The organism is Candidatus Woesebacteria bacterium (assembly GCA_016700095.1).
In the GTDB taxonomy this organism is placed as follows: domain Bacteria; phylum Patescibacteriota; class Microgenomatia; order UBA8517; family UBA8517.
In genome coordinates this window covers 214,271-240,820 of the sequence record CP065002.1, presented here as the reverse complement: position 1 = coordinate 240,820, position 26,550 = coordinate 214,271, and the positions used below count along the sequence as shown (strand labels likewise).

The 26,550-nt window shown below is 37.8% G+C and carries 32 protein-coding genes; 4 read left to right on the top strand and 28 right to left on the bottom strand.

Annotated elements, in window-relative coordinates; genetic code table 11:
• Positions 1-32: 32 nt before the first annotated feature.
• From IPM62_01275 to IPM62_01230, 10 genes are all read right to left on the bottom strand, one after another.
• The gene (locus tag IPM62_01275; protein ID QQS39230.1) at positions 33-317 is read right to left on the bottom strand and encodes a hypothetical protein; all 285 of its coding nucleotides are present in this window, start codon (positions 315-317) and stop codon (positions 33-35) included.
• The gene (locus IPM62_01270; protein ID QQS39229.1) at positions 310-894 is read right to left on the bottom strand and encodes an aminoacyl-tRNA hydrolase; all 585 of its coding nucleotides are present in this window, start codon (positions 892-894) and stop codon (positions 310-312) included. The genes IPM62_01275 and IPM62_01270 overlap by 8 nt, the downstream gene beginning before the upstream one ends.
• Positions 891-1,529 (bottom strand): protein-L-isoaspartate(D-aspartate) O-methyltransferase, encoded by a 639-nt coding sequence (locus tag IPM62_01265; protein ID QQS39228.1) that lies wholly within the window; start codon positions 1,527-1,529, stop codon positions 891-893. Before IPM62_01265 ends, IPM62_01270 begins: the two co-directional genes overlap by 4 nt.
• Positions 1,530-1,533: 4 nt before the next feature.
• Positions 1,534-1,860: a hypothetical protein gene (locus IPM62_01260; GenBank protein ID QQS39227.1), complete on the bottom strand. Its 327-nt coding sequence runs from the start codon at positions 1,858-1,860 to the stop codon at positions 1,534-1,536.
• A 76-nt stretch (positions 1,861-1,936) separates the two neighbouring features.
• A complete protein-coding gene (locus IPM62_01255; protein QQS39226.1) occupies positions 1,937-2,161 on the bottom strand; it encodes a hypothetical protein in 225 nt (74 codons plus the stop codon).
• Positions 2,162-2,375: 214 nt separating this feature from the next.
• The gene (locus IPM62_01250; protein ID QQS39225.1) at positions 2,376-4,265 is read right to left on the bottom strand and encodes a hypothetical protein; all 1,890 of its coding nucleotides are present in this window, start codon (positions 4,263-4,265) and stop codon (positions 2,376-2,378) included.
• A gap of 21 nt (positions 4,266-4,286) precedes the next feature.
• Positions 4,287-5,660: a winged helix-turn-helix transcriptional regulator gene (locus IPM62_01245; protein QQS39224.1), complete on the bottom strand. Its 1,374-nt coding sequence runs from the start codon at positions 5,658-5,660 to the stop codon at positions 4,287-4,289.
• 130 nt (positions 5,661-5,790) lie between these two features.
• The gene (locus IPM62_01240; GenBank protein QQS39223.1) at positions 5,791-6,768 is read right to left on the bottom strand and encodes a calcium/sodium antiporter; all 978 of its coding nucleotides are present in this window, start codon (positions 6,766-6,768) and stop codon (positions 5,791-5,793) included.
• Positions 6,769-6,777: 9 nt separating this feature from the next.
• Entirely contained in the window at positions 6,778-9,246 is a 2,469-nt protein-coding gene (locus IPM62_01235; GenBank protein QQS39222.1) for an HAD-IC family P-type ATPase, read from the bottom strand.
• A gap of 232 nt (positions 9,247-9,478) precedes the next feature.
• Positions 9,479-10,039 carry a hypothetical protein gene (locus tag IPM62_01230; GenBank protein ID QQS39221.1) on the bottom strand — a complete coding sequence of 187 codons (561 nt, stop codon included), beginning with the start codon at positions 10,037-10,039 and terminating at the stop codon, positions 9,479-9,481.
• Between the two features lie 74 nt (positions 10,040-10,113).
• Here IPM62_01230 and IPM62_01225 point away from each other — a divergent pair, with 74 nt between their 5' ends.
• Positions 10,114-10,407 (top strand): hypothetical protein, encoded by a 294-nt coding sequence (locus IPM62_01225; GenBank protein QQS39220.1) that lies wholly within the window; start codon positions 10,114-10,116, stop codon positions 10,405-10,407.
• A 164-nt stretch (positions 10,408-10,571) separates the two neighbouring features.
• Positions 10,572-11,138 (top strand): hypothetical protein, encoded by a 567-nt coding sequence (locus tag IPM62_01220; protein QQS39219.1) that lies wholly within the window; start codon positions 10,572-10,574, stop codon positions 11,136-11,138.
• Between the two features lie 75 nt (positions 11,139-11,213).
• Here IPM62_01220 and IPM62_01215 read toward each other — a convergent pair whose 3' ends face one another.
• The 13 genes from IPM62_01215 to mutM all read right to left on the bottom strand — a co-directional run bounded on the left by IPM62_01215 (position 11,214) and on the right by mutM (position 22,255).
• On the bottom strand, positions 11,214-12,929 hold the full coding sequence (locus IPM62_01215) for an ATP-dependent DNA ligase (GenBank protein QQS39218.1): 1,716 nt from the start codon (positions 12,927-12,929) through the stop codon (positions 11,214-11,216).
• A gap of 36 nt (positions 12,930-12,965) precedes the next feature.
• Positions 12,966-13,169: a hypothetical protein gene (locus IPM62_01210; GenBank protein QQS39217.1), complete on the bottom strand. Its 204-nt coding sequence runs from the start codon at positions 13,167-13,169 to the stop codon at positions 12,966-12,968.
• Positions 13,170-13,452: 283 nt separating this feature from the next.
• Entirely contained in the window at positions 13,453-14,526 is a 1,074-nt protein-coding gene (locus IPM62_01205; protein ID QQS39216.1) for a Fic family protein, read from the bottom strand.
• Between the two features lie 116 nt (positions 14,527-14,642).
• The gene (locus tag IPM62_01200; GenBank protein ID QQS39215.1) at positions 14,643-15,572 is read right to left on the bottom strand and encodes an NAD(P)H-hydrate dehydratase; all 930 of its coding nucleotides are present in this window, start codon (positions 15,570-15,572) and stop codon (positions 14,643-14,645) included.
• A gap of 16 nt (positions 15,573-15,588) precedes the next feature.
• Positions 15,589-15,801 (bottom strand): hypothetical protein, encoded by a 213-nt coding sequence (locus tag IPM62_01195; GenBank protein QQS39214.1) that lies wholly within the window; start codon positions 15,799-15,801, stop codon positions 15,589-15,591.
• 52 nt (positions 15,802-15,853) lie between these two features.
• On the bottom strand, positions 15,854-16,015 hold the full coding sequence (locus IPM62_01190) for a hypothetical protein (GenBank protein QQS39213.1): 162 nt from the start codon (positions 16,013-16,015) through the stop codon (positions 15,854-15,856).
• A 176-nt stretch (positions 16,016-16,191) separates the two neighbouring features.
• A complete protein-coding gene (locus IPM62_01185; GenBank protein ID QQS39212.1) occupies positions 16,192-17,322 on the bottom strand; it encodes an AAA family ATPase in 1,131 nt (376 codons plus the stop codon).
• Positions 17,319-19,523, bottom strand: coding sequence for a glycosyltransferase (locus IPM62_01180; protein ID QQS39211.1), 2,205 nt, complete (start codon positions 19,521-19,523; stop codon positions 17,319-17,321). Before IPM62_01180 ends, IPM62_01185 begins: the two co-directional genes overlap by 4 nt.
• Positions 19,524-19,576: 53 nt before the next feature.
• A complete protein-coding gene (locus IPM62_01175; protein QQS39210.1) occupies positions 19,577-20,632 on the bottom strand; it encodes a hypothetical protein in 1,056 nt (351 codons plus the stop codon).
• A complete protein-coding gene (locus tag IPM62_01170) occupies positions 20,574-20,741 on the bottom strand; it encodes a hypothetical protein (GenBank protein ID QQS39209.1) in 168 nt (55 codons plus the stop codon). Before IPM62_01170 ends, IPM62_01175 begins: the two co-directional genes overlap by 59 nt.
• 148 nt (positions 20,742-20,889) lie before the next feature.
• Positions 20,890-21,081 carry a hypothetical protein gene (locus tag IPM62_01165; GenBank protein QQS39208.1) on the bottom strand — a complete coding sequence of 64 codons (192 nt, stop codon included), beginning with the start codon at positions 21,079-21,081 and terminating at the stop codon, positions 20,890-20,892.
• Between the two features lie 77 nt (positions 21,082-21,158).
• Positions 21,159-21,422: a hypothetical protein gene (locus IPM62_01160; protein ID QQS39207.1), complete on the bottom strand. Its 264-nt coding sequence runs from the start codon at positions 21,420-21,422 to the stop codon at positions 21,159-21,161.
• On the bottom strand, positions 21,404-22,255 hold the full coding sequence (gene mutM, locus IPM62_01155) for a bifunctional DNA-formamidopyrimidine glycosylase/DNA-(apurinic or apyrimidinic site) lyase (protein ID QQS39206.1): 852 nt from the start codon (positions 22,253-22,255) through the stop codon (positions 21,404-21,406). Before mutM ends, IPM62_01160 begins: the two co-directional genes overlap by 19 nt.
• Positions 22,256-22,287: 32 nt before the next feature.
• On the opposite strand from mutM, the gene IPM62_01150 reads away from it, so the two are divergent.
• Positions 22,288-22,551 carry a hypothetical protein gene (locus tag IPM62_01150; GenBank protein ID QQS39205.1) on the top strand — a complete coding sequence of 88 codons (264 nt, stop codon included), beginning with the start codon at positions 22,288-22,290 and terminating at the stop codon, positions 22,549-22,551.
• A gap of 70 nt (positions 22,552-22,621) precedes the next feature.
• Here IPM62_01150 and IPM62_01145 read toward each other — a convergent pair whose 3' ends face one another.
• Positions 22,622-22,990, bottom strand: coding sequence for a hypothetical protein (locus IPM62_01145; protein QQS39204.1), 369 nt, complete (start codon positions 22,988-22,990; stop codon positions 22,622-22,624).
• Positions 22,991-23,147: 157 nt separating this feature from the next.
• On the opposite strand from IPM62_01145, the gene IPM62_01140 reads away from it, so the two are divergent.
• A complete protein-coding gene (locus IPM62_01140) occupies positions 23,148-23,369 on the top strand; it encodes a hypothetical protein (protein QQS39203.1) in 222 nt (73 codons plus the stop codon).
• A gap of 39 nt (positions 23,370-23,408) precedes the next feature.
• Here IPM62_01140 and IPM62_01135 read toward each other — a convergent pair whose 3' ends face one another.
• The 4 genes from IPM62_01135 to IPM62_01120 all read right to left on the bottom strand — a co-directional run bounded on the left by IPM62_01135 (position 23,409) and on the right by IPM62_01120 (position 26,262).
• Positions 23,409-24,587, bottom strand: coding sequence for a glycosyltransferase (locus IPM62_01135; GenBank protein QQS39202.1), 1,179 nt, complete (start codon positions 24,585-24,587; stop codon positions 23,409-23,411).
• A 126-nt stretch (positions 24,588-24,713) separates the two neighbouring features.
• Complete coding sequence (locus IPM62_01130; protein QQS39201.1) at positions 24,714-25,091, bottom strand: four helix bundle protein; 378 nt, start codon at positions 25,089-25,091, stop codon at positions 24,714-24,716.
• Between the two features lie 17 nt (positions 25,092-25,108).
• Positions 25,109-26,020, bottom strand: a complete 912-nt coding sequence (locus IPM62_01125) for a hypothetical protein (GenBank protein ID QQS39200.1) — start codon at positions 26,018-26,020, stop codon at positions 25,109-25,111.
• 86 nt (positions 26,021-26,106) lie between these two features.
• A complete protein-coding gene (locus tag IPM62_01120) occupies positions 26,107-26,262 on the bottom strand; it encodes a hypothetical protein (GenBank protein QQS39199.1) in 156 nt (51 codons plus the stop codon).
• Between the last annotated feature and the right edge of the window lie 288 nt (positions 26,263-26,550).

Below are 26,550 nucleotides of genomic sequence, written 5' to 3'. Positions count from 1 at the left end.
GTGTTTCAATTTCCACATAAAAAGTTTGTGTGTCAACTCTTCTTTAGCGATAATTGTTGAAGTTTCCACATAAAAAGTTTGGGCTTACTTCTGACGTTTTGCGCGTCTTTAATAAAACTTCTCGCGCTTTCAATATGCACGCGTTTTTTCTCTTTGGCAATTTTTATGTAAAGCGACCTGTTTTTTAGATCACCCAATTCCTTGGCCAACTCATAGCCGTATTTTTGAAATTCACGACTCACATATTTATCGTCATCCGACGATTTGTAACCTTGAAGTAAATCTCCAATTGTCGAAAAATTTTTCTTATCAGCCATTTTGTTTTCCCTCCGCTAAGTATATTCCCAACAGATCCTCAACGATCTGTTTTGTCGCCTTGTCGACAATGCCAATTTCGTCCTTACCAAACCTTGATAATACGTAATCTTCCCCCGGTATAAACGCCAAATTACTTTTCGTGTCGTCGTGTACTCTTTTTCTGTTTTCTATTCCCACCCTGACTCTCCAAAAATCCCTACCCCCCAGGTGTTCTTCGACCGACAGTACGCCGTTGTGGTTGTGAGGACCTTTTGTGTTTTGAATTTTAAAGTCACCGATATTTATATCAAGATCATCATGAACAACGTAAATATCATTTCTTGCTACTCTGAAGTAACTTGCAAGTTTCGATACAGCAAGGCCGGAATTATTCATAAAAGTAGTTGGCTTGGCAAATACTAAATCATCAACTTTTGCGATTTCACTGTTTAATTTCCGGTCATGGCGAAATTTAACGTCACAAATTCGTATTCGAGAAATTTCTGAAACCAATGTATCAACTACTGCGTACCCTACATTGTGACGCGTTTTGTCGTATTCCTTTCCCGGATTACCAAGTCCGATTACTAATTTCATGAGCTAATTGTATCATTGTAAACAAAGGGTACGAAGTAAAATTCACCGAAACACTCCTTGGAATATTTACTTTCATTAATTTTTGTATATTTAGTCATTACCTTTTTTTCACCAACACCAACGGGGGCAACAAGTCTCCCACCTGCCGCCAATTGATCAAAGAGCGGTTGAGGAACCTCGCCGGTAAGTCCGGCGGTGATAAGTATCGCATCAAACGGAGAATTTTCTACCCATCCAATCTCGCCTGACCGATTGGCAAATGATATGTTTGTTAAACCTAATTTTCCGGTAATCTCTGCCGCCTTGTCCGACAAAGCTTGTATTCTCTCAACGGTATAAACCCATTTTGCCAACAAAGAAAGTAATGCAGTTTGATAACCCGAGCCGGTACCAATTTCTAAAACAATATCGGTCTTTTTTAAATCCAACAGCGAAGTCATACAAGCTACCGTATACGGCTGACTTATTGTTTGACCAAATCCAATATCCAAAGAAGTATCGTCATAGACCCTAGAGCGCAAACTCTTATTGACAAAGCATTCACGCGGAATCCGCAACATCGCCTGTTCAATCGCAGGGTTATTGAAACCATACTTATCCCGCAATAATCGAACCATGCCTTGTTGCAAGTTCATAATGTTACACTTTCTTAAGCGCTTGATGTGCCCATTTTCCTACAAATGGCACTTCCCAATCTTCTCCCAACCACGCTTTGTAAATAAGTACTAACCAAAGAACAAATACGGCAACGGTAATTAGCGAAGCAAGCTGTGCAAGTATCAATGTTGCAAACAAAACTAGTTGCAACAAAATTAATCCTCCAATCGCCAAAATTGATTGCATTGCATGAAACCTAACCTTCGGATCTTTGTCCACAATCAAGAAGAAAACGCCGCTAATTGGTCCCAAAACATAACAAAGCGCGCTTGATGTATTTTTATCTAAACCGGTTTTTAATTCAGTCACAAATATCACCCCCCTTACCAACAAAGTATACCTGACCCAATCTTTTCAAATAATTGAACTTACGTCAAATATCAAATTAAAGAAGCACTTTGTCTTTGTAGCAATAACCAATAAAAGAAACCGGTGCAAGAATTAAATACAAATACACCTTCATAAAAGTTATCAAGGACTGAGTTATCGCGTTCTTTACTGTATTCATAGTAATTAAGTTTAAGGTAAATTTTTCATCGCCATAATGGTCGTCAAAAGCCAAACATTCGTTATTTACATCGGTAACTAGTGCGGGTTTATATGTTTCCATTATTTAGGTAACTCCTTAAGATAAGCTGAAAAAAACCTATAAGCTTTTGAGATTGAGGAGAAAGTGTTTCCCCCCTTTCGGCTTTTGGCCTATTTCCCCTCAATCTTTTTGGCTTATATATGAAGTATATAATCCGATGTATATACACGCTTGATGTATATCTGAAGCAAATCTGACGAACCAGGCTCTGGTTACCTGAGTTGATTCTGATGTATCATACCTTTTTTCCCCAATTATCTCTTACGTCACCTACAATCCGAGGGTGAACCAAAGTTTTAAGCACATCGTTAGGGAGATCGTCTACTTGGTCTCTAAAATACGAACTATGTAATTCAGGCATAGGACAAACTAATACCATAGAATCAGGAAAATTTGCGAAAAGCTCTCCCAATTTTATTAAAAGCAGGTTGGGCGTCTGATTAATATCCGCTTTTTGCAAAAACCAAATATAACGTTGTTTATTTAGATAATCTGCGTCATCATCATACACACCATCCTGATGGTTTTCATATTTCATGTTGTTTGAAAGCGAATCCATACCGCACGCTCTCACAACCTTCACTCTAGGACCAAATCGCTGTTTGTGTTGTGTCAATCTTTGCGCAGTCGGTCCATATACATCGTTTTCAGGCCACATGAATATTCCATCGCCAATTCCCATCAATGATTTTTGCACCATATTCCTTCGTATACCAACACTCTTTTCATGTCTTTTACGAGGATTCCCCGAATTGACACCCAAACCCAACCATGTCGTCTCTCTTGTTTCATTCACAAATTCAGGTAAACAATGTGCAACTTCAATTATCAATTCAGTGTGTGCTGCTGTCATTGGTTCAAATTGTCCATATATAATCGCCACTACACCTTTTGTGCCCACAATTTCGTGTCCAGGTATTTTCTCTAAATCTCGCAATTTCCTCGTGTGATTATTGAACACAACCTGGCTTATTCCCAATGCTTTATATACTTCAGATGTCCATAATCTATCATCCGCCCAACCCTCAAGTCTCATTTGATATACAATTTCGGGGACAATATTTCTCCCAATCTTTTTACATATCTGTTCATTTCCATGCCTATCGCCCAACAAATCTGTTACTTTTGTTAATCCGCTACCTACATGCTTGCTGTCAATTTTCTTACCATGTAATGAAATATTCGCAAGCACACCACTGTTCGCTTTTTCTTTTTCAACAAAACCCAATGTAATTGTAAGCAAATCCACAAATTCCACACTAGATCTCCTTCTTCTAATTGCTCGGGCCATTCTATAAGCAGTCTCTTTTACATCTATCTCGGACCACGATTCCCAGGTTAAGATATCTGCCAAACCCAGAGCTAATAGCGGAATAATATGTTCTGGAGGAGCAGGCCTGATTACTCTCGCATGTTCTAAATCAAAATCTTCAGAAAGTAATTGCATCGCAGATTGGGCGGTTCGTGCCAATCCCGAATCTACCGTCATGTGTCTATCGTGAAGTTCTTTCGGAATATTTTGTATGAATCTTGCAAAGTTTATCATTTCAGGATCTTGGTCATAAGCCGCTTCATGCTCATCAATTGCAAAACCAAATCTTGTTAATCCCTCTAATTCCGTTACTTTTTTATCCTCAGCAAACATCGAACGAATAGTAAGTGGATCAATAATTGCCATTCCACCAATTGAACAGATCCAATTTCCCACATCACCTTCCTGAAAAAAACCAAGTTTTACTCCATTATCGGCAGTGCGCGCAAATATCTCAGCAGCGTTCTGTTCACCACGTTCTGACTCCAACACCAACTTTTGGAGTCCCAATTGGCTTCTCCAATAAAGTTCGAGGTCTAACAAATTGTGTCTATTAATAACTAGTGATTTTGACAGAATTCCCATAGTATCTGTCAGTTGATCACATATATCATTTGGACGCGAGATGCAAATGAATATATTCATCATAGCATCCCTGATTTCACCTGAAAGATCCGGGGGGATTATTACATCGACTCCCTTGTTGTCAATTTCACGACGAGTACGCCCCTCAACTCCAATGTTCTGATAAATCATATCTATTTCCCTTCGTGAAAATCCACTATCCCGAGGTCTTAATAATTCTTGTGACATTTTTTTAAGAAGTTTGAAAAGTTATAGGTAACTTATATATTTATATCCCCTTCCTCGAATTGTTGTTAGTTTATCTGTTGTTCCCATATCTTTTAACTTCTTCCTAAGTTTTGATATCAGTTGATCAATTGCCCAATCGGAATATTTCTCACATGACTCATCACCCCATAAAACATCGCCTATATCATCCCTGCTCTTGAGTGTATTTTTATTATTTAGGAAATAATTGATTAGGACATACTCTTGAGAAGTAAATTTTTCTTCAACATTTTTACCTCTATAACTTATCGCCCCCTTATTTTCTTCTAATATGAGATTGCCGTTTGATATCACATCGTATTCACTTTGCTTTTTTGTGTCTATTTTACCTATAGTATTTTTAATTAACCTACTAAATATTTTTAATCTGCCATCCCTCTCTATATACACCAAACCCAAAGAGATTAAGGTCTTTAGCTGATTAGATTTACTCTCCAAAATCAGGCGCTCACTTGCAATATCAAATATCGTTGCTGTTTCCTTCTCGTCCAAAACATTCAGTATTCCTCTTGATACAGATCGTAATTCGTAATGGTTCAATAGTATTTTTTCGATTTGATCTATGCTAAGTTTTTCTTCTTTATGGTTAGCAATAATACGAAGACCTACCTTTAACATATATGGGTGTCCGCCACACAAATCACTAAGCAATTCGCGTTCTTCTTTTGTAGTTTTGATATTAAGCCCACGAGAAACATTGTCAATTAAAAAATCAATGTCTTGTTGAACAAGCATGGGTATATGAATTACATTTTGCAGAACAACTTCACTAAAGTCTCCCCACTTATCAATCGAAATTGGCTTAACAACTCCTTCCCTCATCAAAAAAACAAAGTGGATACTTGGATATAGTCTATTCCACAAACTCTTTAGATTATGGAAAAATATTTTGTTCGCAAAATTTAGTTCGTCAAATTCACCTAAAAACAATACTATTTCAAATCCGTTTTGTATAACGTTTTGAAACATTCCTTTAATTTCGTTTAGTAAATTAGCATACGTAACATTTTCATCCTTAAAAGTTTTTTCATATTTATTTTCTGCACTTTCGCCAATACCACTCGTTTTAATAGCTTCAATAAAACTCAAAGCAATTAGCCTTAAATAACCACTTAAGCTTTCTTCCGTTAGATCAAGAGGTTCGATATATACTAAGCAATACTTTTTATAAAATGGCAATTCTTTTTCAAAAAGCTCAATGTTTTCTATTATAAATTTGTTCCACAATCTCCTGCCTGCCATGGGGACCCAAACAGTCGTCACGTTCTCCCCTCTTCTAATCGGCGCAAATATGCTTTCTGCATATTCATGCAGTGTCTTTGGGGTAACTGGATAATTTACAACTTTATTAGACATTCACACTTCGGCAGATTAAACTAGCACTTTCACTGTTTTCTGATTGCTCAGAATAGTCAGATTTTACTCAGAAAACATCTTCGGGTCAAGGTAAACTTCAATTTTATTACTTACAGCAAATGTCTACTCCTTAGACGTTTACAAATTGGAGAATCAAAAAGATCAAATAAATTACAAGCAAAAATACCGCTTCCCACCTCTCAAGACTAAATTTACTTTTAATAAAATACCAAAAAGTTAAAAATAATGCCACAAAAGTAATACTAACAAGAAAATAATCATGCTCGACACTTATCGCAATTGGGCTTATAAGTGCAGTTACACCAATTATCAGGGTGGAGTTGGCAATAATTGATCCTAATAAATTGCCAAAAAACATTGTCGGCTGTTTGTTGTCAATACTTCTTAGGGAAAACGCAAACTCGGGAAGTGATGTTCCCGCTGCAAGCACGATAAGACCGATTACAAAAACCGATATTCTCGCAGACTCCGCCAGGAGTTCGGAGACATTAACAATCAGATCCGATGCAAATAACATAAGTGCAACACCCAAAAACAACTGTCCAAACGCTTTAGTTTTTTCTTTGTCGATAGAAACAGGTTTTGAGAGAAATCTATGTATGTAGTTTTCTCTTTCTATTCTTTCACCTATCTGTGTAAATCTGGCTTTAAATAAACTTGTTGCGTAAGCTAAATAAATAGACAAGAGTATTAGCCCATCAATCCTACCTAAACTTCCATCGATCAATAAAATCATCGGGAGAATTCCCGCGACAAGTGCGATTGACACATCGCGGCGCAAGAAATCACGCGATACATTGATTTTTCCGGTTATTAATGCCGTGATGCCGGCAACTAATGAAATATTGGCAATGTTACTCCCCAACACGATGCCAAGTGCCAATCTCGGATTGCCTTCGATCGCGGAAGTAATACTAACAAACAGTTCGGGAAAAGAAGTTCCGACGGCAAGAATAACTGCCGAGATTGCATACTTATTTACATGAGACCTTTTGGCAATTTTAATTATCGAAGTTACTACCACATCAGCCGATTTAATAAGGACTAAAGACAAGACTAGAATTACTAAAATTAGAATTAACAACATATTTACAATTTACACTTCAGCCAAGTGATGGCGAAATATTGATTTGGAAAATTCGATTACTAAAAACATTAATAAAGAAGCGCCAACTACCAATGCCCAGCTTGCCAAACTTATCGGCTCAATTCCCAAAAATCTTCCAACGGGTGAGTATATAAAAGGAATTATTTGAAATATTATTCCCCCCAAAACAGCCAAGTTCAACCAAATGTTATTGAAGGGATTTTCAACCCAGAAAGGATCTGTCAAGGTCCGTACCGAAAACACATAAACAAGTGAATTGATGCCAAGTGTTGCAAAAGCGATCGACTGCGCATATATCAAATCGTTGGTCGTCACATAGCTATATACAAACAATGAAAAAGCCGACAACCCACCAACGGATGAAACGGTAAAAATTAACTTTTTCATCCACGGACTAACCAAATTTTCATTTTGATTTCTCGGTTTACGTCTCATAATTTTCGGGTCTTTCGGATCCACCGTTAAGGCAAGGTGCGGCAGACCGTCGGAAACAAGATTTATCCAAAGGATTTGTACTGCGGTAACCGGTAGTGGAAGTTGTAAAAGCATCACTCCCATTACGGCCACAATTTCTTCAAATGAATCACTCATTAGATAGAGAATTATTTTTCTCAAATTATCAAAAATCCCCCTTCCTTCTTTAATGGCGGAAATAATAGTTTCGAAACTCGAGTCAAGAAGTATTAAATCGGCTGATTCTTTTGCGACATCCGTTGCGTCACCTACGACAATCCCAATATCCGACCGGTGAAGTGCCGGGGCGTCGTTTACACCATCACCCATCATAGCTACAACCTCGCCGTTACTTTTAAGCGCATTAATCACTTTAAGTTTTTGTTCCGGTTTTGTTCTGGCAAAAAGTATGGGTAAATCGGATGCTTCATAATAGTCTCTCAAAATCTCGGACACTTTGCTTTCACTCATATTCTCTAATTCTTTGCCCAATACAATTCTTTTTGTGTCAACCGGAATTCCAATTTCCCGCATGACTGATATGGCTGTTTCTGCATAATCACCTGTAATTACAATCGTTTTTATACCTGCTAACTTTGCTTCTTCGAAAGGATGAATGAGGTTTTCGCGAACCGGGTCTGTAAATTCCAACAATCCGATCCACTCAAGATGTGTATCAATGTCTTTCTCCGTTATTTTGTTGACACTGTCGGGCACATTCTTTTTTGCCATTCCAATCACCCTCCTGCCCGTTTGTGTCATGCTTTTTATCTGACTTTTAATGTCTTTTTTCTCCTTTAATGTCAGAGTGGAATATTTCAATAATAATTCCGGAGCGCCGTTTATATATATTTCGCGGTTGGAATCGGTGTGTTCAATTAAGGTTGCGTAATACCGGTTTTCGGGAGTAAACGGAATCGAATCGATAGTTTCACATTCTTTACTAAATTCATTTTTTATTTTTTCATAATGTTTTGAGTGTTCTTTTATCCAATCATGCGCCACTTCCATAATCGGATCGCTTGATGATGCAAAATGCTGTAAGCAAATTTTATCAACATCTCCATGGACATTTACCACCTGTAATTTTCCATGAGTTAATGTTCCCGTTTTATCAACACATATCGTGGTCACTCCCCCTAAGGTTTCTGCTGAAACCAGATTTCTCACAAGTCCTTTATTTTTCAAAATCCGCTGCATTCCTACTGCCAACACTACTGTTAATGCAATCAATAGTCCCTCGGGTATCGACGACACTGCCAATGCGACAGACGTCGTAAATATTTCTTCCAATTTGAGTTTTGAAATTAGTCCAACGATAAAAACAATGACCGTTAGAACTATCACCAAAACGGTTAATTGATTTGAGAATTTTTTAAGTTGAAGCGTTAATGGAGTATCGTCATCTTTCACTTGAACCGATTTTGCGATCGCTCCGATTTGCGTAAACTGTCCCGTTTTGGTTACTTTAAAATACGCTTCACCCGAAGAAACAATAGTACCCATAAATACTTCATCATCCACTCCTTTGTCAACAGGCATTGATTCACCTGTTAGAATCGCTTCTTCAACTAAAAGCCGATTTGCCGACACGATCTTCCCGTCCGCCGGTACCTTGTTTCCCTGCGCTACAAAAACGATATCGCCCGGTACTATCAATTCACCGGCAATGCTTTGCTTTTTCCCGTCTCTCACTACCAGTGCCGAAGGATGAACCAAAGCTTTGAGCGCCGTTAATGCATCACTTGCTTTCTTTTCTTGCAGGAAACCTAGAGCCGTATTAATCGTCACGACAAACAAAATTACCAGTGAGTCGGAAAACTCGCGCAATAAAGTTGTCACCAGCCCTGCGGCAAGCAATACATAAACCAAAGGACTTTTAAATTGTGAAGCTAAAATTGCAAAAGAGGAAGGCGGTTTTTTCTCAGGAAGTTTGTTGGGGCCAAATTTACCTAGCAAAGTTTTTGCCTCATGTAAACTAAGACCCTTCGCTACAACTTTCATATCTTATGCTAGCATAAAATAAATATTAAGTTTAAAAATATGATTGAAAAGGAATCTGAAAGACTCAACCGGTTTTAATGCCGTTGTGGTGTGGAGAACAAATAGAGGCAATGTTGCAGAACGAGGCGGGTTCAACGAAGCATATCTCACTCCGCGAAAAAAGCTAATATAAATACTTGAACCAGAAAAACATAATGGGGTAGTTTATGGGTTTATAAATTAGCTTTAATCTCTAATCCTTCTCCCTTGTAACATCATCTGAAAATCTTTTCTCTAAAATAGCTTCGACTTTTTCTTTTACCAATAAAGAATTGTCCACTGACTTGCTTGCCTCATATATCGATTCTGTTGCGGCTCTAAGTTCATCGTTGTCCAAAGCGTAATACAACGCATTAGCTGCTCGAGCTTTTCTAAATGCAGTTAAGTACCGTTTCTCGTATGGATTATTTTCTTGCCGTTTCGCTTCCAAAGCATAGGCTTCGTTGTCCAATCGCTCGACATACACTTTGACTTTACTCTGCAAAGCCTCATTTGTATTTCCTAATTCCATATTCGCAACAGCTTCGTCAACAAAATCTCCCTTCAAGCCCGCATGTTCTATCGCTAGCTTTGCTACGTTATATGCAATACTCCTTTGTACATCTGTGGATACTTTACTAATTACTTCTAGAAGACCAGGAAAAACTAATTCAATTCGCAACTCATTAAAAAACTTATCATCTCTATATACTTTCTTGTTTTGATTAATTCCCGCTTTTCTCTCGTTAGTTTTTACTTGTTTTTTCGTTTTCATAATCAAATCAATTTCGCATATTATTTACTAAAATAAATATAGACAAATAAGGTAAGTTATTATAGCATTAAGCTATGCTCGGAGTTTACTTACAAAAAGACTTAAGAGACCCCAACAAAGACTTCATACCAACCGAAGAAGACTTCATTAGAATTAAAGAAGGCAACATTGTGGAAGTTGTCTTCGAAAACGACGAGCAACAAATAGAAAGAATGCCGGTAAAAATAACCAATGTTCAAACAAAAGAAACTCCTCGTTCATACACAGGAACAGTTTACTCGAATCCACAGGTTCTCAGATCTCCTAAATTAGGCGAAATTGTTACCTTCAGATCTAAACATATAAGCAATATTTATCCCGAAGATTGATTTTCTTCACTATTATCTCCTACAGATTCTTACATTTAACAGTATTCTGGCTTACAAATTTCTCCTCTTTTGATATTTTCAGATCACAGAAGAGAGTACATTGCCTGTAGTGAAATGTGTACTATTAATAATTTCGTCTGCAATAAAATGATAAAATACACGTTATGAATGATTTTGTTGAAATTACAGAACTCCCCCTTTTTCCAAAAGACATAACACGCGAATGGGTGAAGGAGACTTTGGAGAAAGGAGAAATTGCGCCCAAGGGTAGGAAAATGTTTGTTAGGCGTTACGATACTTCAGAAGAAGAAGACTTATGGCTATATGCCCAACATGGTCCACAGGGGGATAAAGAAATGACATATGCATATCATGCAACCCCGGCATCACTTGTCCCAAGTTATATAAAGTATGGATTAATTGCAGATTCGAATTCAATAAATTTGTCGGCAATTAGAACTCAACAGGTTAGAAATTCTGCAAGGAATCTGAAAGATCCCCCCACCGGTTTTAATGCCGTTGTGGTGTGGAGAACAAATAGAGGCAATGTTACAGAACGAGGCGGGTTCAACGAAGCATATCTCACTCCGCGAAAATCAGTTGACCCAAACTCGCTTCCTCCAAATATAAGGGAGCACTTTAGTAGGGCAAAAGACTTAAGACAGCTACCTCCAGACGATATAATCGGGATATTTTTTTTGATCAACAAACTTACAGCAAACAAAAATTAGTGCCCTTAAAAGACAGTACGTAATATATTGTGGTATTAATTTACAATACAATAAACACCGAAACAATTCTCTTTATCACAAATTACCTATTTCCTTTATCTCTTCTAGCATGGTTACTTGGTCAGCTGTTTTGTCATACCGAAATCTTACTAATCTCGGAAAACGAAGCGCGTATCCTGATGTATGTCTTGGACTAACCGTAATCTCATCAGCTGCTAACTCGACAACAAGCGATGGAGTTACCCAAAAATCAGGTTCCAAAGTTTTATCGACAACATAACCCTTTGGCTTTTTGTCAGTTACGATTGTTTTAAGTTTTTCATTTAGTGTTTTGAACTGCTCATCCGACAACCCGGTTCCTACTTTTGTGATCGTTGCAAACCTATCGGCTTTTTTAATTCCCGCCAGGAATTGCCCAACTCCAAAGTTGGCACGTTTCCCCCTTCCTCTTGAAAAACCCATGACAACACAATCAACCGTGTCTGATAATTTACCATTTGTATCCTCCACCTCTTTCATTTTTACCCACCGAAAACCTGTCCTCCCCGCGACATATTTACTCGATAATTTTTTTACAATAATGCCCTCTAGTCCCAAATCAATTAGCCTTTTGTGCTCCTTTCTAATAAAAGTGGCGTCTTGCGTTTTTGTGAATTGATCAACAACGATAAATTTGTTTTTGATAATTATCTCACCCAATATTTTCCGGCGTTTTTCATAAGGCAAGTTCATCAAACTTTCGCCATTGACCATAACGACATCAAAGACTTGAAATCTAAGAGGAATATCAAGAGCGGTTTTCCCGATATTATGCTTCCTTCTTCTTTGCATTGTCATTTGGAAATCCACCAATCTTTCGGTTTTTGGATCAACTCCAACCCCCTCCGTATCAAAAATTGCGCTTTCTGCTTTAATATACCTGCCAATTTCATTTAACTCCGGGAACATGTGTGTAACGTCGTTTAAGTTTCTCGTAAAAGCTCTTACGAACGGATTTTCGTTGTCTTTGGACTTTGCATAGTGGATAAGTACACGTACCCCGTCAAATTTTGGTTCTATTGCGATCTCTCCCATTTTCTCTATCATTTCTTTCGTAGTTTTTATTCTCTGGGCAAGCATTGGCATGACGGGAACACCAAGCTCAGGAGATATATTGTTGACGGTTTCATCAATTCCCTTTTGTTTGACATTTTTCGCCAACAATCCGACATCCGGCAAAACCCCGTAAGCTTTTTTCAGTTTGGCACTATATGATTTATCATCTGAAATTGACCAGCTGATAGCATCAATAATTGTCTTATCGGAAAAACCAAGTCGTAGTTTGCCAATTGGAATTCTCGCAATGAATTTTGCACTCGTGGCATCAAGCGAAGCAATAAGCCGAGCAAGTGAATCAATTTTTCTATCCTGACTTCCTTCGCCCTCATCTTCGGCAATCTCAATCAGATCGTTATATATTTCATTTACCTGCAATTTAGATTTTCCCGTTCTTTTGTTGGCGTAATAATAAGCCGTGTCACCAAGGTCGCCTACTTCTTTGTATTTTGCAGTCACTGTATCTTTATCAATTTCGTAGGCTTTGGCGACTACTTCAATCATCATTTTTTCTGCAACATTAAATACGACACTTCTATATGACGGAGTAAGTACGCCGAGTAAAAGATAAACAATCTTATCTATTTCATCACTACCCGCCTCACGTATTAACTCAGCTAGTGTTTTGGTTATTTCGATTCTTGAAGAAGTTTTCTCCAGTTTATCAAGGTAAAGCGACACATCTTTGAATTCCATATGGATATTATATTGAAAAACTTCAAGATATTGAAATTAAAGCGGTTTACCTAAATATGTTGAAAAGAAAATAAAAGCAAAAATTACACACCCTATAAATACAATGCCAAACATAATGCTTATAATTCCACCCTGTTCTTCGTGAATTATTTTGTTTAGTCCGTCCCCCACTAAAGTTAATCCGAACAAACTAGGTAGTACTAAAACCATGTAAAGAAATTGTGGATCACTAGGTACCATATATCTAAATCAATAATACTGCATTTATCAGCAATAACAAAAGTTACAATAATATTCTATCCAAAATTGAAGTGTTAGCCAAGCTGATTAATAAACTATTATTGCGAAATGCCTGTTTACTGATTTAATAATTTATTTTCTCTTTTTGGCTATTCCACACTTTTTATCGCGTAGACGGAGCATCGTATTACCGCCGAAGATGAAAAAGTTACCACAGACTTGTATCCGCGGAGAATCGTTAGCGGTTAAAGGCATTCGACACGATAACCAATATAGTCTTGGTTTACGAAGCACTGCTACTGGTCAAATAATAACGGGATGCTTTGGTACTTCCTTCTTTTTTGACAATATTTTTATCAAGCAAATCTTTCACGTCTCTTAGCACCGTGTCCTCCGAAACCATCGGTAAAACTGTTTTCAATTCTTTCATAATTCCTGATCCGTTTTCGGATAAGTATTCGACCAGTTGCATTTGTCGTTCCGTCAGGGCTACTTGATGACCGATTCTTCCCATAAGTTTTGAATCAATCGACAATTTCCTAATTTTGTCTTTGACTTTACCCAATGAAATCGACAATGCTTTGGTGAAATACTCCAACCAGTAAGTTAAGTCTCTTGCGGCAATGTCGCGTGATTGTTTGTCTGTCACAGAAAATGCTTCGTAATAATCACCCGGATCCATATCAAAATACTCTTCCAATGAGAAAAAGCGTTTAATGTCATACCCTTCCCTCATAAGAACAAGTGTCGAAAAAGCCCTGGTAGATCTTCCGTTTCCCTCGACAAAAGGATGGATCGATACGAGTACATAATGAACAATTCCGGATAATAAAACCGGATGAATTTCTTTCGTTGACTCCGAGTTTAACCAAATAAAGAAATCTTCAAGTAGATATGGTATTTCGATAAACGGAGGTGGTTGAAATATTATTTCTCCTGTTTCTTCTTCCTTAATCACGACTTGTGTCTTTCGAAGTACTCCCACCTTTTCATCGGGAACCAGTCTTTTGACTGTCTCTTTGTGAATATCGGTTAACGTCTGCAAATCGTAACCGCCACGTTTTGACATAAGTTCATCCAAAAGCGAAACGACATTTCTGTAATTAATTACTTCCTGAATATCTCTTTCCCGACCCAATACCTGTTCCCCCTCAAGAACTTTTTTGGTTTGATCCAAACTCAGATCGTTTCCTTCGATATGGGTAGCATGATGTACAGTTCTCACAATTGCTTCTGATTTAAATTGTTTCTCGTAATACGGAACAAGCGGGGCATTTTCAATAACTTCCTTACATGCCTCGATCGCTCCTATGTTTTGGAGAATTTTATTGGTTATTGAGAACTTTGGACTATACATATTGCAAAGGAAGCAAAAAGCAGGTATGCGGTAATAATACTGGAAATATGCGGTAATTACAAGAGAAAAAATGCTGGTTTAGGCATGGTACATACTTCTTAACCTTTTGCCCGAAGCTAGATCAATTTTTTCAAATATAAGGGTATCGAGGAAGCCAAATCGTCGGCGCTGTAGTTTACGCCCACTGTTTCAAACAATTTGTCGGCAGTGAATTTCAAAATATATGACGCACTTGTTGCGGCAAGAAAGGCATCGTTTTTGGCCAAAAGTGCAACAGTAAGCCCAGCCAGAGTATCTCCCGTACCACCTTTTGTTAGCCCTGCATTGCCGCCTTTAACGATAACTACTTCGTCAGGTGATACCACAATTGTCTCCGGCCCCTTGAGAACAATTGTACAATAATATTTTTTTGCCATCTTTGATGCAGCCTGCAACATATGGTTTGCCGTCTGCGAATTTCCCTTACTACCAACCGTCAACTGCTTGTTACCACAAAGCATTTCAAACTCTTTTTTATTTGGCGTAAGAATGGCATTTTTGGGAATCCAATTGGCTTCCATAACCTGCAAACTCCCCGCATCGATTACCCATTTTTTATCGCGATATTTTGTAAGTAAATGCGCTGTTATTTCATAAGTTTCCTTTCCCGCCTTATCCAACATGTTTAGTTTTGGATTTCTTATGTTTAATATTTTATTTTTAATGCTTGATTTAATATCTCGGCTCTCCGTTTCGTACCTCATAAAACCCGGCCCAATTAATATTGCATCTGATTTTTCAATATAATGTTCTACGTCTTCCCACGGTACCCATATGAATGAGCTTAATCGGGATTTAAGTTTCGAAGCCACCTCACCAACACTTGGATCAGGAGACGCAAAAAATACCATGTCGACAAATTTGGATGCGGCAATTAAAGAAAGAAGTGGCGCACCATGAAAAAGTTTTGATCCGCCAATTATTGTAATCTGACCATTATCCTCCCCGGTTGAGTTTTTGGGTGGTGTATATAATTTAAGAAGATCCTTTTTGTCAAATACTTTCACACTTCATTGTAGCAAATTAACCACCCCTTCTTTCTACAGCACTCTGAGCATGTGAAGCATGTGTGTTTGGAGGAATTAATCTTCCTTCACCGGTATTTACTTGTACTTCCCAGGTAGGGTATTCATCCTCGCCAACTCTTACCCACATCAGACCTGTTGGTAAGGGGTTATTTCTGGGTACGAAATTAGGACTTGAAACTTCAGATCCCAATCGAAAATTCCTTCTCATCTAATTAATTAAACTATTTTTATTCAAAATCAACAATTTCAAGAATCTGTTTTTATAATTTACCTGGGTCAAATATCACATAATCATAATCCAATTCACCCCGATTTCTTCTCTTACTTTCTTCTTCAGAAAGCGATCTAAAACTAGGGGCATCTTTCATTCTCATCGTTACCAATTCGCCGTCAGGTGTTAAAAACACATGCTCACTGTCCAAAAATGAGGAAACCCCCGTTTTTTTTGGGGGGAGGAGCAACTTGGAACCGCTTTCTGTTTTTTAGTGCGCGGGCGACCCAAAGACTCTTCAATCATTGCTTTCAAATTTCCACCCCCTCTCTCTCCCATATTACTCGAAATATTACACCAGCAGAATTTATCAAACAACAACTAAAACTAAATCTTAATTTTTTCAATTCTTTTCATTCCGACTACAAAGTGAGGATCTGCAGTTGTAATAATTACCTGACGGCCTTTTACCGCGGTCATCACCACATCTCTGTGTTCATGGTCAAGCTCGGAAAAAATATCATCAAGTAAAAGTACCGGCTTGTCCTGTGTAATTTTTTCCAAAAAGGAAAGCTCGCTAAGTTTCAAAAATAAAACTCCCATCCGCTGTTCCCCGCGGCTTCCGTATTTTGACAGATCCCTATCTTTATTAATTTTTGATTTTTGATCTTTAATCTTTATCACAATATCGTCCCGGTGCGGACCAACCAGTGTAGTTCCCGCCGCTGTTTCTTCTTTTGAATATTGCTCTAACCTCTCGCCGCTTATAGCACTATTGTCGTAAATCACCCTAAACGTCTGACTATTTAACGGCTTCATGGCATTGATAAAGTCAATGAAATTTTGCCTTGAATTTGATATAAAGTCTCCGTTTTTGATTAAGATACTGTTCCAAAACAAAAGTTGACTTCTCGATAATCCCTCTTCTCTAATTCTAATTAATAGCCTATTTCTTTGTCTAAGTCCTTTCTCGTAAGCATGCAAAGCACGTCGGTATTCTCTATCGCTTTGCGACAAAACAGTATCTAAAAACTTTCTCCGAACACTTGGCGACTCAGTAATAATATCCATGTCACTTGGAGAAAATAGTACAACGTTGAAGTTTCCCGCAAAGTCAATCAATCTTTTACCTACTCCATTAACACTAAGTTTCTTGCGTGCCACTTTTTCATACTTATCCGGGTTTTCACCAACTTTGATCTTTCCTCGGGTTAAAACAACCTCAAGTTTGATGCGTGACCGATTAGCTTTGGCAGTTAGGTTTTCTTCCCTGTCGACCATGTACGGCTTACCTTCAATTAATGCAGATATGCGTGCAATGTCGGCGTCATAACCAACCATCTCTTCCTCAACTTTTGCTTTGAAACTCTTGCCTGTTGCAAGCAAATTAATAGCTTCGAGGATGTTGGTTTTCCCGCTGGCATTATCACCAACAATAACAGAAATCATGTCAGAAAATTCAATTATTTTACTGGCAAAGTTTCTGAAATTAACGAGGACTATTTTTGAAATATTCATTTTACAAAAAGTGGCAGGATGAGTTTATCAATTCTTTCCTTTTCGAGACGGGTGAAATCATCACCTAGCAATATATCACTATCCATGTGTTTAATTTCTTTGGCAAATTGTAACAGTATTTTATTATTCACTCTAAGCGATTTGCGACAAACGTAACTATCGGTATTGATATTCCAATGTTTTTTCATGTTTGCTCGATTTTTAATATTGCCTTTAGATAGTAGTAATTTTCGTTTGTGATAAATCGAAGAAACAAGAGGAATATTGTCAATAAACGGTATGGATATGTCGGGACAAATCCGCATAGCGTCAACAACACCAAGTGCGGGCGCAAAAGGACAACCACTGGCAATTGTATAAACTTGCGGATACATTTTTTTTACATTAAGTAAAAACTTGTTTAAATAATATCCGGCTTCATGCATTCCAACACCGGGAATAAAAAAAGGTGCATATAAATAATCTAACTTTAAAAGCTCAAAACCGTCATTTATTACAAGTTTCCTAATGGAATTTACCAAATGTTTCCTAACTTCTTTCTTCCTAATATCGAGAATATATTTAGGAAAAATAAATCTGTCAAAACTTGTGACTTTCATTCCTTCAACCAACTTATTGTTGTAACGAACTAAGTACTCGGGGTGTTTCTTAGCAAGCTCGCTTCGTGGATCAACCAAAAACGGTGCTAGCCATATACCCGGTTTGAAACCTAGTTTTTTTATTTTCTTACTCACCGTTCCAACTCCGTTCGGAAACCTTTTTATATTTTCATTTTCCCAATCTCCCCAACGCGTCCAACCATCGTCAATTACTATAAACTCAACCGGAATTTCCGAGTGCTGTGAGAACCATTTGGTTTGGTCAATTATTTTCTTTTCATTTATTTTCCACCAATATGCATACCACGAAGACCAGCCAACTATTGGTTTTTTGCCAGTCTTTATGGTTTTAGTTTCAGGCAAAAACATTTTCCCACTCGGAGCAAAATTTCTTATCGGAAATTTTACAAGTCCTTTTGGTTTGGTACTCCATGATTGCCAGCCGGTGGCTGTTAGTTCGGAATAAAATTTTTTGTTTTTCAGCAACCTTTCGTATTCATCAAGAAGTTTTTGAGACATTTTCTCAGAAGTAAAATCACTAGCTATCTTACGAGCTTGTTGAGCAAAATTTTCTCGATCTCCTTTAGTTATCTTGGTAATACTCTCTGCAATAAGATTAGGTTTTGATTCGGTTTGATATCCGACCTCGGATTTCACCCATTCAAGCGAAGCGGATGACTTCACACTTACAATCGGTAGTCCGTGCGATAATGCCTCAAGAAATATAATTCCCTGCGTCTCAGTCGTCGACGAATACACAAAACAATCCGCAATCTCGTAATAAGCACCAATCAAAGAATGCTCTATCCGACCTGCAAAAATCACCCTCTCTTCCACTCCTAACTTACCGGCTAGATGCTCCAAGGAAGATCGACTTGGACCATCTCCCGCTATTATCAATACAAAATCGTCATTCAAGTGTTTCATTGCGTGAATTAATACTTCCTGATTTTTCTCTCTTGCAACCCTACCGACAGTTAATAAAACCGTTTTGCTGTTTCCAATAGACAATTTTTCTTTTAGGGACAAAGCTTTGTTGTCACTTGTTGTTAATTTTGAAACTCCCGAAGGAATTGCAACAACTTCTTGATACGGGAACTTCTTAAGTAAACTTTTCTGAATGTAGTTTGACGGCGCAATAATTAAGTCAACATTTTTGCAGAATTTGTCGATCCTGTTACCATAAAACATTTCACGTAAACTATTAGGAAGAAATTTAACATATTTTTTCGCATACAAATCGTATCTCGTATGATAAGTAAAAACCAAAGGCACCTTAAAACGCAAGGCTAACAGCCTTGCCATTCCCCCAATATGCAACGGATGGTGAACGTGAATTATATCGGGTTCATATCCACTCAACAGTTTGGCTAAACTTTTTGGTCCAGGAGCCAGTGGTATGGGATAGTCTTTCACGACCGGATTCTCCAAAGACGGATATCTAATTACTCCTTTCTCCTCTTTTGTTACATTTGGATTGTTAGGAGCAAGAATTGTAACTTCATGACCAAAACTTTCAAGCGAACTTTTCAAATTTGATATCGCAATAGCAATACCGTTTATCGAAGGAGCATATGTAGCCGTCACCATTAAGATTCGCATTCTGTAAGTTTACATTAAATCAACAACTTGGTTATTAGTATCAATTCTGTCAGTTAAAACAAGATAAGCTTCCTATCTCTTGCTATGTTACATGCGTATACAAACATGCCTGCCGACCAGGCGGCAGACCTCTCAGACTTATAAAATAATTTATCCACCATACGCCCTTTGGGGTTAACAATTTCGGGAACGGTTTTATAGCGGTTAATAATTTTTGCTATCGCATACAAATCATTAAGCGCTCCGTCGTTATCAAAAATCTTCATTCTGCTCACAGCCGAAATACTTCCCCACCAAATAAATGTATAAGTCGAATTGTAATTTGGGAAAATTAACCTATTTAAAATATTATGTCTTCCTGTAAGTCGGGGAAAATAAATTGGCACTGGAATGCGGTCAAGTTTATTTTTATCAATATAGTTAAAAATCCTTTGAGCTTCGTCGCTGGTTGTAAAATCAAAAAATATTGCCAATAAATTGCCGTCTGACGCAAAAACATTATGTTTTTTGCCATGCTTTCCGATGTTGTCAATAAAAAAACCTTTCTCATCATTCCAGAAATTTTTCTTTATCGCCAGTTCAATTTGATCGGAACGCGATAAACAATAATTAGCTTCCTTGGTGGGTAAGATATTACACAGTAAATTGAATGCTTTCCAGGCAAGTATATTTGTATAAAGCACATTTCCACGCTTAAAAGTAAAGTCAGCCCAATTGGCATTCAATCCTTCCTTCACCAATCCATTTTTATCAATTTGCAAAGTAAGCCAATACACTGCGTTTACAATTTTTTCGCGGTTTCTTTCGATCCACGTAACGTCTTTGGTAGTATTCACATATTCTGCAACAGCAATCAAATATAGCGGATTGGAATCAATTACTTTGTCAGCCCAGGGTTGACTGGGCTTGAACTTGGCTAGTAGTTTGCGATGTTTTATATTTAGTCCTAGAAATCCTAGACCATGGAATCTGTCTTCAATTCGAAGTGCAATGTGACCGGAAGGTTTTTGATAAGCAGTAAACAAGTCCAAATTTTTTTTGGCGATATCTTTATCCCCCAAAGTTAGTGCCAAATGTCGCAAAAAAAGAGTCTCTTGCCCAGTATTCATGATGGTTTTTGGGTCCTGCGTATATACCAAACTTTCCATAATTTAACCTGAGGTCTTTTTGTGCTATCTCATAAGCCTTTCTGATTACCAAACTCTTTTTTGAAGTCATTAACTAATATTACGTTTTTTTTATAGTTAAATACAAAGACGAATATTTGAGTTTTTATCTTATTGATATGTTGATGTAATTTGTATATTTGTTTCACCAATCGATCACTTACAAGTCACCTCTTCATCAATCGGCGATTTATAATTGTTTAGTTTTTGTGAACCTCTACCGGAAAAGTGTAGGTAGTACCGTTTGAATTACGAATTGTATGATACTCACATATTAGGGGTGTTTCTACCGGCGCCACGGTTGGTTTATCAGCGGCAGCTACCCCGCCTTGGGTCGTACGTACACCAGACTCAGTCGAGGATTTTAATTTCTCTCTTTCCCTAAAACACATTCTTCTCACCTCCAATCCTTATAGCTTCATTATACCCTTATACGCAAATCTGAAATCGTTTTTCTGGTACACAAGATTTATCTGTCGACAACACTAAAATTCAGCGAATTTTTATGCTTAAGATCACCGGTAACACCTATCATCGGTGTAGTATTAACCACAACTTGTTCCCCATCAATGATTACCGCTATTGTTTTATGTCTCCTGGCAGTGAGTTTACCCATGGGTTGAAGTTCCCTGCCCAGTTGTGTATCTTGATGTACATGTAACATCCAACCCCCGGGAATTTCATATAATCCTTCTTTCATAATTTTTTGGGGGGTTAATATTTTTTTTGACACTTGGGGCAGTAAACACTTCCTCTTCCACCAACCTTATCTTTGACAAAAATGCCGCCACACCTTACACATTTTTCTCCTTTTTTATCGTAAGCCAAAAAATGTTTTTGATAATTTCCATCCGCACCGTCAGGGGTAACAAACGAATTCTCGCTCGCGCCTCCATCAGCCAACCCTCTTTGCAATACTTGTTCAATTGCGTGATAAAGTTCTTTGACTTTTTCTGGAGGCAATTTGTGTGCAGGTGTAGTCGGGTGTATTCCCGATAACCAAAGTGCATCGTTTGCATAAATATTACCCACGCCAGCAACTACCTTCTGGTCCATAAGAACAGATTTTATGTTTCTTTTGGTTTTTGATAGTGTCTTGGTGAAATATTCGATCGTTAAATCCTTAAATGGTTCGGGACCGATATTTTTGATAAATTTATCCTCCTCAACTTCATCGGTTTTGACTACCTTTATCCACCCGAATTTCCTGTAATCATTAAAGAAAAGTTTTGCATCCTTATTAAGATGGAATACTACATGCGTATGCTTTCCGCCAAGCCCACCTTTTACCTTGTCAGAAATTGCAGGAGCGGGTGACAAATTTGGACCTCGATAAATTAGTTGGCCTGTCATTTTGACATGAATTAATATCGATAATTTATTGTTCAAATCAATAACGATTGCTTTTCCAAATCTACGAATTTCGCCAATTTTTGCTTGTTTTAGCTTGTTGGGGTCTCCCTGAAAACATTTTTTGTAATTTATTTCTGTTTTTTCAATTTTGTGACCGACAACGTATTTGGTTAATTGCAGACGAATTGATTCTACTTCCGGAAGTTCAGGCATATGATAAGTATATCAAAAATTAATAATCAAGTATGGATATTGACTATTATGGGATATATATTTATAATTGCAATATGTCTAAACGTGAAACACATGCTGGCGAAACACATATTGACCTTCTAGAAGGATTAGCTGTTCAACATTTTGAGAAATCTGGTCAAGAATGCGCCAAGCAGCTTGCTATCGAGGCTGCTGGGGGGGATGCGACCGAGAAAAAAACGAAAAGACGTATACAATATCAAGCTGGTCGCTTGTTTCTCAGAGCTGCGAATCATTCCAGAACTAGAACCCCATAAACGATCTAGTAATTCACCGCATTATATTGTATTTTGAGCAGTTATTTTTTATTTAGTCCTACTTCTTACGCTACTTAGCTAATTTATAAAAATTACTTCTAAACTTCTCCATTGCAAACATCTCTGCTCTTTTTTGTATAACCCTTTTATCCCACTTATTAATCCCAATGGCAACTATTCCGTATTTTTCTATTTTGTAAGTATAAACTTTGCCCCACTTTTTCTTAACCTCTTCAAATATTTCAGCAAGTTCTTCGGGGGATTTACATCCGGAGAATATTTTCTCTACCGGTTCATTTTTCGCCATTTCTTCAACCGAAGAATAAACATGAATAAAATCTACTATCCTATCTAGCACCTCACTGGAATCGAGTGGTTTTAAAACTAAAATATCTCCGGGTTTAAAATTTGCAGGATTTTTCGAAGAATCAGGACTCACTGGCTTGTTTCAATAGTCTTTTCCCCCAATTTATCGGCATCATAAACATCATTGGGAGTTTTATAACTTGCAAATTTCAAATACCAGCGTTTCATAGTTTATTTTATTAAACCATCGAAACCTTGACAACAACAACAACAATCGGTATTATAGGTGCATGGTTGAGGCAATACCAAATTCTACTGGAGACGCAACTCTTGCAGAACCAAATTCTACTTGGGACGCAACTCGTTTTCATAGAGGTGACGGACCAGAGATTGTCACTCCAGCAATGAGGAGAAACTTGGAATTGCAACATCGTATAGAAGTGGGGTTGAAAAAGGCTCAACAGACAATGGCTGACCAGGAGAGAGAAATAGATAGAAGGTTGGGCAGATGATCTTATCATAGAATATCCTCGCATTGAGGACAGTTTAATTCACTCGGTTTTTTTAACCAAATATTCCACTTCTTCTACAAATCTCTCCCTCGAAAACATCATCGCGTTTTTTTGAATCACCCTTTTGTCCCATTTTGTTTTAATCAACTTCTCAACAGCTTTTTTTATGGTTTCTTCATCTGTATCATTAATTAATATTCCTGTCTTGCCGTCTACTACCGACTCTTTAAATCCACCACCGTTAAATGCAATTACAGGAGTTCCTGCAGCCATTGCCTCAACGACAGTCATACCGAAGTCTTCGTCTCTGGCAAGTGCGATAAATCCCTTTGCTCCTGCAAGTTGTTCGTAGAGTTTTTCATCGGTAAGTCTACCAAGCAGTTTTATGTTTCCTCCAGCTAATTTCATCAATCCATCCTCGACCCTGGAATAACCGGACTTTTCACCAACAATTCTTAGTTCGGTATTTTTAATGTTCTTGAAAGCACGTGCAGCCTCTTCCAATCCCTTTGCCCCAACCAACCTTGATACGATCAAAAAATATTTCCCTTGCTTCTTGCTATCCATAGCATGCTTTTTTATGTTTTCAACATCAACCGGTGGATAAATAACCTTCGCATCACGTCTGTAAAACTTCTCAATCCTCTTTCTCACGTTTTCCGAATTGGCAATAAAGATATCCACTCCCGATTTGGGATTGAAAATTGGTAATTTGAACTTGGAAATTTCATGTGGTTTTTGGGCTGAAACGAAATCATACAGTCTAAGAAAATGTCCAACGACCGCTGCATATACTTTCACCGGCCAGTACTTCTGAAGCTCGATACTTGTGTCGTAACCATATAGCCACCGGGGAGGTGTGTGGCAGTAGCAAATTACTTTAGTATTTTTTCCAACTTTAAATCCGCGGGTTATATACCATGAGGACGAAGCAATCACTAGATCAAACTTTGATAAATCCATTGACCTCCAAATAAGTGGAGTTAAAAACCTCAAGGGACTATACAGTTTGCCTATTTTCAAAATTGGAGCCAAGAAACTTTCTTTGATTTCTTTTCCTTCAAATTCTTTACCCGCGGCCGAATCCTTGACGCAAAATGCTGTATAAATCGGAGCTTTCGGATACATCTCAGCTAAAACCTTGAGTACCCTTTCGGCTCCCCCGAATTCTTTTATGTAGTCATGTACTAAAGCAATTTTCATATTAGTAGATGGCATATGGCAATTAGTATATAGGTAAAACGACGTTCTCTGCCAACTAAAGTTGGTAATGTCTAACTTCTTAACTAAGACAAGACTTTATCAATCGTCTAAAATCAACAGACTCAGACTTAATGAGAATAATCATTTATTATTAATACTAGTAATTAACGCATTGAGCATTTTATGAACAACAACAGACTGATCCCATACATTTTCAAACTCATTATCTGACAAGTATTTCATATCCCGAGCAATGAAATACTGATTTTGAAGTTCAACAAGTGATGCCTTTGCAATATAATAAAATTGTGTTTTCTCCTTTAAGCTTCTTCGTCCAAATCCTTCTGCGACATTACTGGTTATAGATATCGCTGCCCGTAACATTTGAGGGATTAAAATAAACTTTTCCTTTTCAGGCAATCCACCAACTAATTTATATGTTAGTAAAACCAATCTATGACCTTCTTGCCATACGCGCAAATCATAAAAATGAATTATTTTCTTATTTCCATCTACCATATACCATCTCCAATCTACTAAAATAATTTCTGTTGTTTTTCCCCCACCATCTTGGCACCTACTTCTTTCACCCTTTTGGTCAGTGTTCTAAACCCATACTCGTCGAATAATTGCAGAGTCTTATTGTTGCCAACACTCCATACGTTTAAATCGTCCGGTTTGAAATCAACATCGACGTCGTTTACAATTCTTGCCAATTTGTAGGAAATATCACCACCGTCTTTGCCGTTAATTAATTTCTCTCTAACACTTTCGGGAAGTTCATCAAGGTGTTTATAGGTTTTAGGATAAGTGTCGTATTTTTTTAGTAAAGTCTGCGCGGTTTTTGGTCCTATACCAAATACTCCCGGATAATTATCGGATTGGTCCCCCATAAATGCTTTGAGGTCAACTACTTGGTCGGGTCGCACACCAAGTTTTTCGTAAACTTCCTTTTCCCCCAATACCACTCCGACACTCACGCCTTTAGCGGGCATATATACTTTTGTTTTTGTATTAACGAGCTGTAGTTGATCTTTGTCTCCGGTTACGATAATTATTTCTTCAAAGTGTTTCTGAGCTTTGTGGGCAAACGTACCGATTATGTCATCCGCCTCAAATCCTGCTTTGTCGAAAAATGCAATATCAAACACTTCCAATACTTGTCTGACTTTGGAAAACTGGCTTATTAATTCTTTGTCTGTTTCGGGACGCTGAATCTGGTAATCTTTAAAAGCTTTATGCCTAAACGTGGGTTCTTTTCTGTCCCATGCGACAGCAATATGAGTTGGTTTAATATCTGTGATGATACGTAGCAATATGTTTAAAAAACCTTGAACGGCACCGATTGCATCCCCTTTCGGAGTCGTCAAATGAGGCATCGCATGATATGCACGGTGAATTATGGCATTGCCATCAATTAGGACTAATTTTTTCTCTGAGGTATTCATTCATTGCAATTGTAACACGCAAACCTATCGTTATAACTTGATCAAGAAAACCCCAAACGTAAGCTCGTTGAATGAATCGAACAATTTCATACTCGTCGAAGACGAAGTATGAGAATACCCCAACCGTAAGGTCGTGGGTTGTTTGTCGTAAAGACAACACGTGTTGAAATAGTTAGGATATGAGTTTCGAGAATTATGTTTGCCCAGACAATAAGCGTTTCCATCCATCTTACGGTTGACATCTTTTTGTCATTCCCTTGAAAAAGGGAATCCAGAACAAACTCCTCAGCTAATCAAATTCGGTGGTATCTTTCTTCTCATTGAGGATTCAATTTAAAATCACTGGATTCCCGATCAAGTCGGGAATGACAATACAAGAAAGCTCAAGTTGGAACAGAAACATTAGGCTTAGGTGCAATACCAATCAAGAATTCTTTAAAAAGGGTGAGCTATAAAGTTTCAATTCCTCCAATTGATAAAGGCCAACCGTCAACTCCCGTTACCAGAACAATAAGTTTAAAGAGGACTTA